The 9,547-nt window shown below is 72.3% G+C and carries 8 protein-coding genes and 1 pseudogene; 4 read left to right on the forward strand and 5 right to left on the reverse strand.

Features of this window, described 5'->3' with window-relative positions; translation table 11 throughout:
* The 3 genes from EEJ42_RS38005 to EEJ42_RS38015 all read left to right on the forward strand — a co-directional run.
* On the forward strand, nucleotides 1-965 hold a 965-nt coding region (locus tag EEJ42_RS38005; protein WP_148082174.1), incomplete at its 5' end, for a dihydrolipoamide acetyltransferase family protein.
* Nucleotides 966-1,040: 75 nt separating this feature from the next.
* Entirely contained in the window at nucleotides 1,041-1,700 is a 660-nt protein-coding gene (locus tag EEJ42_RS38010; protein ID WP_123106741.1) for a GntR family transcriptional regulator, read from the forward strand.
* The gene (locus EEJ42_RS38015; RefSeq protein ID WP_123106735.1) at nucleotides 1,697-2,992 is read left to right on the forward strand and encodes an MFS transporter; all 1,296 of its coding nucleotides are present in this window, start codon (nucleotides 1,697-1,699) and stop codon (nucleotides 2,990-2,992) included. Before EEJ42_RS38010 ends, EEJ42_RS38015 begins: the two co-directional genes overlap by 4 nt.
* 59 nt (nucleotides 2,993-3,051) lie before the next feature.
* Here the strand turns inward: EEJ42_RS38015 and EEJ42_RS38020 are convergent, their stop codons facing one another.
* Nucleotides 3,052-3,876, reverse strand: a complete 825-nt coding sequence (locus tag EEJ42_RS38020) for a maleylpyruvate isomerase family mycothiol-dependent enzyme (RefSeq protein WP_123106736.1) — start codon at nucleotides 3,874-3,876, stop codon at nucleotides 3,052-3,054.
* A gap of 236 nt (nucleotides 3,877-4,112) precedes the next feature.
* On the opposite strand from EEJ42_RS38020, the gene EEJ42_RS38025 reads away from it, so the two are divergent.
* The gene (locus EEJ42_RS38025) at nucleotides 4,113-5,933 is read left to right on the forward strand and encodes an NHL domain-containing thioredoxin family protein (RefSeq protein WP_123106737.1); all 1,821 of its coding nucleotides are present in this window, start codon (nucleotides 4,113-4,115) and stop codon (nucleotides 5,931-5,933) included.
* A 37-nt stretch (nucleotides 5,934-5,970) separates the two neighbouring features.
* Here EEJ42_RS38025 and EEJ42_RS38030 read toward each other — a convergent pair whose 3' ends face one another.
* The 4 genes and pseudogenes from EEJ42_RS38030 to EEJ42_RS38045 form a co-directional block, all read right to left on the reverse strand.
* Nucleotides 5,971-6,807: a helix-turn-helix domain-containing protein gene (locus EEJ42_RS38030; protein WP_123106738.1), complete on the reverse strand. Its 837-nt coding sequence runs from the start codon at nucleotides 6,805-6,807 to the stop codon at nucleotides 5,971-5,973.
* A 111-nt stretch (nucleotides 6,808-6,918) separates the two neighbouring features.
* A complete protein-coding gene (locus EEJ42_RS38035) occupies nucleotides 6,919-7,923 on the reverse strand; it encodes an NlpC/P60 family protein (protein WP_246097629.1) in 1,005 nt (334 codons plus the stop codon).
* Between the two features lie 330 nt (nucleotides 7,924-8,253).
* Nucleotides 8,254-9,033, reverse strand: coding sequence for a DUF4232 domain-containing protein (locus EEJ42_RS54020; RefSeq protein ID WP_123106740.1), 780 nt, complete (start codon nucleotides 9,031-9,033; stop codon nucleotides 8,254-8,256).
* Nucleotides 9,034-9,154: 121 nt separating this feature from the next.
* A pseudogene (locus tag EEJ42_RS38045) lies at nucleotides 9,155-9,547 on the reverse strand (AfsR/SARP family transcriptional regulator); the annotation flags it as partial.

A 9,547-nucleotide genomic window follows, 5' to 3' on the forward strand; every position in this document is an offset into this window, starting at 1 on the left:
CGCAGCGCCCGGCGGCCGAGGCCCCCCGGGCCCCCGCGCCCGCCGCCCCGGTGCGCCCTGAGCCCGGCCCCGAGCTGAACGGCCACACCGGGACCGCCCGTCCGCTGGCCAAGCCCCCGGTCCGCAAGCTCGCCAAGGACCTGGGCATCGACCTGGCGACGATCACCCCGACCGGCCCGGGCGGGATCATCACCCGCGAGGACGTCCACGCGGCCGTGGAAGCCCCCGCGGCGGCCCCGGAGCCCGCCGCCCCGGTCGCGGGCGCGCGGGAGCGCCGGGTGCCCGTGAAGGGCGTACGGAAGGCCACCGCGCAGGCGATGGTGGACAGCGCCTTCTCCGCCCCGCACGTGACGGAGTTCGTCACCGTCGACGTCACCCGCACCATGAAGCTGGTCGCCGACCTCAAGCAGGACCCGGAGCTGGCCGGGCTGCGGGTGAACCCGCTGCTCCTGGTCGCCAAGGCGCTGCTGGTGGCGATCAAGCGCAACCCGGACGTCAACGCCTCCTGGGACGAGGAGAACCAGGAGATCGTCTACAAGGACTACGTCAACCTGGGCATCGCGGCCGCCACCCCGCGCGGCCTGATCGTCCCCAACATCAAGGACGCGGACGCCAAGACGCTGCCCCAGCTGGCCGAGGCCCTCGGCGACCTGGTGTCCACCGCCCGCGAGGGGAAGACGAGCCCGGCGGCGATGACCGGCGGCACGGTGACCATCACCAACGTCGGCGTCTTCGGCATCGACACCGGCACCCCGATCCTCAACCCCGGGGAGTCGGCGATCCTCGCCTTCGGCGCGGTCAAGCTCCAGCCGTGGGTCCACAAGGGCGAGGTCAAGCCGCGCCAGGTGACGACCCTCGCGCTCTCCTTCGACCACCGGCTGGTCGACGGTGAGCTGGGCTCCAAGGTGCTCGCGGACGTCGCGGCCATCCTGGAACGCCCCAAGCGTCTGATCACCTGGGGTTAGGACGGAAGTACCCCCCGTCCGCATGGCGGACGGGGGATACGCAGGCATACCTGTTGTATCTATGCTGTGCGCATCATGAGTCCCGCCGATACGGCCATCAAGCCGCCGCCCGCCGCCGAACGCGTCTACACCCACGTCAAACAAGCCGTCCTGGAGCGCCGCTACGAGGGCGGCACGCTCCTGAGCGAGGGCGAGCTGGCCGAGGCCGTCGGGGTCTCCCGTACGCCGGTCCGCGAGGCCCTGCTGCGGCTGGAGGCCGAGGGGCTGCTGAAGCTCTACCCCAAGAAGGGCGCGCTGGTGCTGCCCGTCTCCGCGCAGGAGATCGCGGACGTGGTGGAGACCCGGCTGCTGGTCGAGCAGCACGCGGTCGCCAAGGTGGTGCCGGCCGGGGCGCAGCTGCTGGCGCGGCTGGAGGAGCTGCTGGAGGAGCAGAAGGGGCACGCGGCGACCGGTGACCTGGCCGCGTTCGCGGCCGCCGACCGCTGCTTCCACGCGGAGATCGTCCGCGCCGCGGGGAACACGATCCTGGCCCAGCTGTACGACCAGCTGCGCGACCGGCAGCTGCGGATGGGCGTGGCCACCATGCACGCCGAGCCCGACCGGATCGCCAAGAACATCACCGAGCACACCGAGATCCTGGACGCCCTGCGCGCCGGGGACGCGATCTCGGCCACCGGGTTCGTCCAGCGCCACATCAGCTGGGTGAACACCCTCGCCCGGGGAGACGTGCGATGACCACGGCCCGATTGCCCGGGGACCCGCCCGGCGGGCGGCGTGCCGTCGCCATCTGGGGCCTCGGTGTCGCCGTCTACTTCGTCGCCATCGTCTACCGCACCAGCCTGGGCGTGGCAGGGATCGACGCCGCCGAGCGCTTCCACATCAACGCCTCGGCGCTGTCGACCTTCTCCGTGCTCCAGGTGCTGGTCTACGCAGGGATGCAGATACCGGTCGGGCTGATGGTGGACCGGCTCGGCACCCGCAAGGTGCTGGCGCTGGGGATCGTGCTGTTCACCATCGGGCAGTTCGGCTTCGCGCTGTCCCACTCGTACCCCATGGCGCTGGGCTCCCGGGCGGTGCTCGGCTGTGGCGACGCGATGACGTTCATCAGCGTGCTGCGGCTCGGCTCCCGCTGGTTCCCGGCCCGCCGGGTGCCGCTGGTGGGCCAGATCGCCGGGCTGATCGGAATGGCGGGCAACCTGGTCTCCACGCTGGTGATCGCCCAGACCCTGCACAGCGTCGGCTGGACCCCGACCTTCGCGGGCAGCGCGGTCGCCGGGGTGGTCATCCTCGTCCTGGTGCTGCTCTTCCTCAAGGACCACCCGGAGGGGCACGAACCCCCGCCCGCCACCCGGACGGACAAAAGCTTCGTGCGCCGGCAGATCACGGACGCCTGGCGCGAGCCCGGCACCCGGCTGGGCATGTGGACGCACTTCACCACCCAGTTCCCCGCCATGGCCTTCCTGCTGCTGTGGGGGATGCCGTTCCTGGTGGAGGCGCAGGGGCTGTCCCGGGCGACCGCCGGTGAACTGCTGACGGTGGTGGTGGTCTCCAACATCGTGATCGGCCTGGTCTACGGGCAGATCATCGCCCGCCACCATGCCGCCCGCACCCCGCTGGCCCTCGGCACGGTCGGCGCCACCGCGCTGGTGTGGGGCACCGCGCTGTTCTGGCCGGGCGACCACGCGCCGCTGTGGATGCTGGCCGTCATGTGCGCGGTGCTCGGCGCGTGCGGACCCGCGTCGATGATCGGCTTCGACTTCGCCCGCCCCGCCAACCCGCCCGAGCGGGCCGGAACCGCCTCCGGCATCGTCAACATGGGCGGATTCACGGCCTCGATGAGCACTTTGCTCGCCGTCGGCGTACTGCTGGACATGACCGGTCAGGACTTCCGCATCGCCTTCGCGTCGGTGTTCGTGCTCCAGGCGCTGGGCGTCTCCCAGATCCTGCGGCTGCGCGGCCGCGCGCACCGCAGGGAGCGCGAGCGCGTGGTCGCGAGCCGCGTCGAGGCGGTGCACGTACCGGCGTGAGGGCTCGCCTTACGGGATCACGGGGCCGGGATCATGAAGCCGGGATCATGGGGCCGGGGTCACGGGGTGATCGCGAAGTGGGCCAGGATGGCGTCGGCCAGCTGCTGGTCCCCCTCGACCTTCACCTCTTCGGCGACCGCGTCGGCCCGCACCCGGCCGCAGGCGAGCCGCACGTACGTCTCCCAGTCCAGGGAGAGCGTGACGGACGGGCCCAGCGACACACTGCCGTCGATGGTGGCCCGCCCGTCCGCGTCCACCCGCACGGTGCGCATGAACTCCATCGGGCCGTTCACGTCGAAGACCACCGCCGACTGGGGCGCCGCGCCCGCGTCCTTGGCGACCACCTTCGGCAGCGCCGACAGCAGCACGTCCCGGGTGACGTACGCGCCCGGCGAGTCCAGGTTGCCGGGCTCGTTCAGCGCGCGCCGCAGATCCTGCTCGTGCACCCACACGTCGAAGGCCCGGCGGATCAGGGCGTCTTCGAGGGACAGCTCGCCGCCGCCGGGCCAGCGCACCATGGTGTCCGGCTGCCGCTTCTCGTTGCGCAGCTGGCGGGCCCGCCGGATGACGGTGTACTCCAGCTCGGACGTCATCTCCGGCGCCGTGTGGCAGCGCCGCACATCGACCTGCACTTCCATGTAACGCGACAGCTCGCCGGTCATGTGGAACAGATCGCGCGGCAGCGTGTGGATCGGGCGCGGATCACCGAGCATCTCGCACTCGAGGCCGATCACGTGCGAGACGACGTCCCGCACCGACCATCCCGGGCATTCGGTGGCGCGGTTCCATTCGCTCTCCGCGAGCGGATTCACCAACTCCGATATGGCGTCGATGGAATGCGTCCAGGCGTCGATGGAGGTCTGAAGGCTGGGATGGACGGTCACGGGACCCCTCGGGCGGTTGGTACGCGGGCTGGGTGCAGGTGTGTGGCTTCAAGTTACGCTGCCCACGCGCGCGAGGGCAGTGCTTCGAGTCCGATCGTAGGCCCGGAACGGCCGCTTGCCGCGTGTCAGCGGCGGCCGTCTGCGGGCCCCTTCACGCCGGACCGGGACGGACCGGGGCGAGCCGGTCGAACCGGCCCGGGGGAATGCCATCCGCCCAGCTGATGTTGGATGGGGATATGGCTCCACGTGCACGCGTCCGCGCCCCCGAGCTGACCGGCCTCGGCGGCTGGCTCAACACCGGCGGAAAAGACCTCACCCTCGCGGATCTGCGAGGCCGCATCGTCATCCTCGACTTCTGGACGTTCTGCTGTGTGAATTGCCTGCACGTCCTGGACGAGCTGCGCGAGCTGGAGGAGAAGCACCGCGACACCGTCGTGATCGTCGGGGTGCACTCGCCGAAGTTCGTCCACGAGGCCGAGCACCAGGCCGTCGTCGACGCCGTCGAGCGCTACGAGGTGCACCACCCGGTCCTGGACGACCCGGAGCTGACCACCTGGAAGCAGTACGCGGTCCGGGCCTGGCCCACCCTCGTCGTCATCGACCCCGAGGGCTATGTGGTCGCCCAGCACGCCGGCGAGGGCCACGCCCACGCCATCGAGACCCTGGTGGGGCAGCTGGAGACCGAGCACGCCGCCAAGGGCACGCTGCGCCGCGGCGACGGCCCCTACGTACCGCCGGAGCCGGTCCCCACCGAGCTGCGCTTCCCCGGCAAGGCGCTGCTGCTGCCCGGCGGCACCTTCCTGGTCTCGGACACCACCCGCCACCAGCTGGTGGAGCTGGCGGCGGACGGTGAGAACGTGCTGCGGCGCATCGGCGCGGGCGAGCGCGGCTTCGCCGACGGCCCGGCGGACCGGGCCCGGTTCAGCGAGCCGCAGGGGCTCGCCGCGCTGCCCGACGGCACGGTGGCGGTCGCCGACACCGTGAACCACGCGCTGCGCCGCTTCGACCCCGCGACCGGCGAGGTCACCACGCTCGCCGGGACCGGCCGCCAGTGGTGGCAGGATTCGCCCGCCGAGGGGCCCGCCCGCGACATCGACCTGTCCTCCCCCTGGGACCTGGCCTGGTTCGACGGCCTGCTGTGGATCGCCATGGCGGGCGTGCACCAGCTGTGGACGTACGACCCTCAGGCCGGGACCGTACGGGCCGCCGCCGGGACCACCAACGAGGGCCTGGTGGACGGGCCCGCGGACCAGGCGTGGTTCTCCCAGCCGTCCGGGCTCGCCGCGTCCGGCGACCGGCTGTGGGTCGCCGACTCCGAGAGCTCCGCGGTGCGCTGGGTCGAGCGGGACGGCGACGCCTTCGCCGTCCGCACCGCCGTCGGCACCGGGCTCTTCGACTTCGGCCACCGGGACGGCGCCGCCGACCAGGCCCTGCTCCAGCATCCGCTGGGCGTCACCGCGCTGCCCGACGGCTCGGTCGCCGTCGCCGACACCTACAACCACGCGCTGCGCCGCTACGACCCGGCCACCGGCGAGGTCACCACGCTCGCCACGGATCTGCGCGAGCCGTCCGGCGCGGTGCTGGTCGACCGGGACATCGTGGTGGTGGAGTCCGCCCGGCACCGGCTGACCCGGCTGCGGCTGCCCGAGGAGGCCGTACGGGTGGAGGCGGTGGCCCACCGCACCCAGCGCGCCGCCACCGACATCGCCCCGGGCACGCTCCGGCTGGACGTGGTCTTCCAGGCGCCCGCGGGCCAGAAGCTGGACACCCGCTACGGCCCCTCCACCCGGCTGCTGGTCAGCTCCACCCCGCCGGAGCTGCTCGCGGGCGGCGAGGGCGCGGGCACGGACCTGCGCCGGGAACTGGTGCTGGCCGACGGGGTGACCGAGGGCGTGCTGCACGTCTCGGCGATGGCCGCGTCCTGCGACGACGACCCTGAAAACGAGTACCCGGCCTGCCATGTGCACCAGCAGGACTGGGGCGTTCCGGTCCGGGTCACCGAGGGCGGCGCGGCCCGGCTGCCGCTGGTCCTGGCCGGGCTGGACGAGGAGGGCTGACGCGGTCCGTTCAGCCGGTTCATTCGGTTCAGCCGGTTCATTCGGGGCAGTTGGGGAGCTTCGTGTACTGCACCTGGTCGTGATCGATCCGGATGGCCGGGACCCACATCCGCTTGCCGTCTCTTAAGACGCGGAACCACATGCTGCTGTGCCCGCCCGCCTCGTCGGTGACAGTGACGCCGTTGGCGATGCGGCAGTCGGCGCGCAGCACGTCGCCGTGCCAGGCCCGGCCCGTGATGTTGGAGGGGCGGTAGGCCAGGTACGGATCCCCCGCCAGGCCCAGGGAGCAGGCGCGGACGCGCTCGTCCCGGCAGCTCTCCTCGGCGTTGAAGACGGTGATCCGCGCGTTGCCCAGGGTCGCCGGGGGCTTGTCGGTGTCGGGCGAGTCCGACGACCGGAGGGCGAGCACCCCGACCGTGGCCCCGGCCGCGACGGCGACCGTGCCCACCACCGCGAGCGTGAGCCGCAGCCGCCGCCGCGGCGGCCGGTCCTCCGGGGGCGGGGCGGCGGGCCCGTCGCCGGAGTCTGTCTCCACCACCGGTCCGGTGTCGGACTCGGCGGCGGCCTCGTTGGCCCGGTGGAGCAGCTTCACCAGCTCGGGCAGCCGGTCCTCGGCGGTGAAGGAGAGCTTGCCCCACTGGACCAGGAGCCGTTCGTCGGGCAGGCTCTGGCCGCGCAGATAGCGGGAGAGGGAGGAGCGGCTGGCGGGCAGGCGCCCTTCGAGTTCCTTGAGGCTCAGGCCCAGTTCGCCGTGCATGTGGCGCAGTGCGGTCACGAATTCCCGTACCGGGCCGGACAGTTCCTCGGGGAGCGGGGCGAGCGGCTTTCGTCGTGGATTCTCGGACTGATTCGGATGCGCTGGCACGCTTCCCATTGGAGCATGTGGATCATGAACATGACGAGCGACACGTCCACACCCCCGAGGTGGACGTGCCGCTCGTGACAGGAACCGGATCGCTGGCGCATCGGTTCGTGAACTTCCGGATCAGTCCGTGAACTTCAGCGGCCGGTAGGGCTTGTACTCGCTGCCCGGCTCCAGGCCATAGGTGCGGGTCGTGTGGTCCGTACCGAAGTCGCCGCGCTGCTCGTACGAGGTGTACGAGGTGTGGGCGTCGTTGTTCCACTTCTCGAACATCACGACATGGCGGGTGTTGTTGTTGCCGGCGGCGTCGATCAGCAGATCGCCCGGCCTGAGGTCGTTCACCGCGATCGGCTTGGTGATGCTGCCGCTGGTGAGGCCCACGGTGTTGGTGCCGGGCGCCTTCAGGCCCAGCGCCATGGAGACGTAGCCCGAGCAGTCCTGGCGGTAGCCGTCCTTCCAGATCTTGGCCTGGCTGTACGGGACCCGGCCGCCGCCGTTGGCCGTCAGCCAGGTGGAGGCCCGCTGGAGCGCCTCGGCGCGGGTGCCGCCGGGCTGGGGCGGCTTCGGCGGCTGCTGACCGCCGTTCTGCACGGGGACGCCGGGCAGCGAGTCCTCGGGGATGTCCACCGCGAGGACGCTCAGGAAGCCGTTGACCGGCCCGGTGATGTGCGCCATGTACGTCGAGCAGGTGCTGCCCTCGCACGCCTTCTTGCCGGTGTCGACCTGGTAGTCGGCGGTGATGCGGTCCTGCCCCGCGACATCCTTGTTGATCATGCCGACGGAGGGGCTGCTGGTGTCGGCGGTCTGGTGGACGACCCAGCGCGTGCCCCAGGTGGGGAAGTCGGCGGCCGCGGCCGCCTTGGTGCCGAACTCCCCGCTGGTCGTCTTCAGCTTGAGGGCGCTGCCCTTGCCCTTCGCGGCCCCCGTGTCGCGGCTCAGGGCGTTCTTGTCGGCCCCCTGGGCCTTGTCTGCCTTATCTACCTTCTCCGCCTTCGTGCCATGGCCGCCGGTGTCCCCGTCGCCCGAGCAGCCCACGATTCCGGCGGCGCCGATACCGGCGGCGGCGATCGTGGGGAGCACCTTGCGCCAGATGGTCCGGCGCCGGGCGGTTGTGGTGGAGTGCGTCATGTGTGGAATCCCCCTGTGACGAAGGGCGCCGACTGCCCGTCGGAGCCGCTCGGTTGAGGCCGCCGGGCCGATCCGCCGCGGCGACGGGAACCACTGTGGGCCGGAGGGCGGGGGGTTTCGGGGGAGCCGGTGTCCCATGGGACGTCCCGTTCCGTCGCGCGCCCCTGACCTGCTGGGACATGCCCGGGGACGGCCGGGCGCGGGACACCGTCGGCGGCTCGGCGGGACATGTCGGGACAGCGGACGGCCCCCGCCGGGGGCGGGGGCCGTCGGGGACACGCAGCCGGGGGGAGGCGGCTGCCTGTCCGTCCGGGAAACCTGTGGGGCTGATTACCAGGTGAGCGCGTCGGAGGCGCTGGTCTGCCAGTACGTCACCTTGGAGCTGCTGTCGACGTACACCCCGCCGCTGGGCAGGTTCACGGTGGTCGAGTAGTCGTAGCCCTTCAGGAACACCTCGAGCTCGGACTCCTCGGTGCCGCCGGAGCCCGAGCCGTCGGCGCTGGAGGTGGTGATGCCCGCGTAGGCGGACTCGCCGGGGGCCAGCGTGACGACGGCCTGCGGCTTGCTGTCCTCGATCGCCGGGGTGGCGGACTGTCCGTCGCCGAAGCGGAGGACGGGGTAGTAGGGGACGTTGCAGTCCACGCCGGCCCGGTTGGTGAACTTCAGCAGCAGGTGGTTGACCGGCTGCTTGACGGACGCGACACTCACCGCGGCCTTGTTGACGTCGCAGGCGCCGATCTCCTGGGCGGCCTCCGACCCGGAGCCGCCGCTGTTCTGCTCGGCCACGCCCCCGTTCTTCCCGGCCTTCTCTTCGGTGTCCTGCGCACCGCCGGTGCCGCTGCCCTGCGCCCCGCCCTTGGCGCCGCCGGTGCCGTTGTCGCCGCCGGTGCCGTTGTCGCTGCCGCCCTCGCCCCGGGCTCCGGCGTCGGCGCCGCCCTGGTCCGCCTGGGCCGTGGCCGAGGACTGGGCCTGGCCCGAGCTCTTGGCCCCGGTGCCGTCGTTGTCGCCGCAGGCCGTGAGGGTCAGGCCCGCGGCGACGACGGTCAGACCGGCGGCGACGGAACGGATGGTGCGGGCGTGGCGGGCGAGGAAGGCGGTGGAGTGCGACATGGTGGGTTCCCCCCGGTGAGTCTCGGCTGCTGTCCGGTACGACAACAACTCTGTCCGGGGCCGCTGCCGTCCCACTGCCGTCCGGCTGCCGACCGCTAACGCCTCACTAACGCCCCGCTGTTCACGGAGGCCCCGACTCTTCCCTCGGCCCGCCGGAGCCCTCGCCGGACGGCCCCGCGCCCCGGCCGCCGTCGCCCTGGGCGAAGAGTTTCACCAGGTCACTCATGACGTAGCGGTTGGTGGCCTCCTCGTCCAGCAGATGCATCTCGGCAAGCCGCTCCAGGGAGTCCTGGATCAGGTCGGGGTCCGCCCCGGACAGCGCGGCCGCCTCCGCGGTGTTGACCTCCCGGGCGAAACCGGCGCCGAGCGCCCGCAGCAGCTGGGCGTCGTCCGCGGAGAGCCGGGCCACCGAGTTGCGCAGCGCGGCCGCCACCCCGGCGTCCTCCGCCGACAACAGGGCCAGCCGCCGCCGCTCGTCGCGCAGCGCCGTGGCCAGCCGCGCCAGCCGCCACCG

It is taken from the genome of Streptomyces botrytidirepellens, assembly GCF_003721215.1.
Classification (GTDB): Bacteria; Actinomycetota; Actinomycetes; order Streptomycetales; family Streptomycetaceae; genus Streptomyces; species Streptomyces himastatinicus.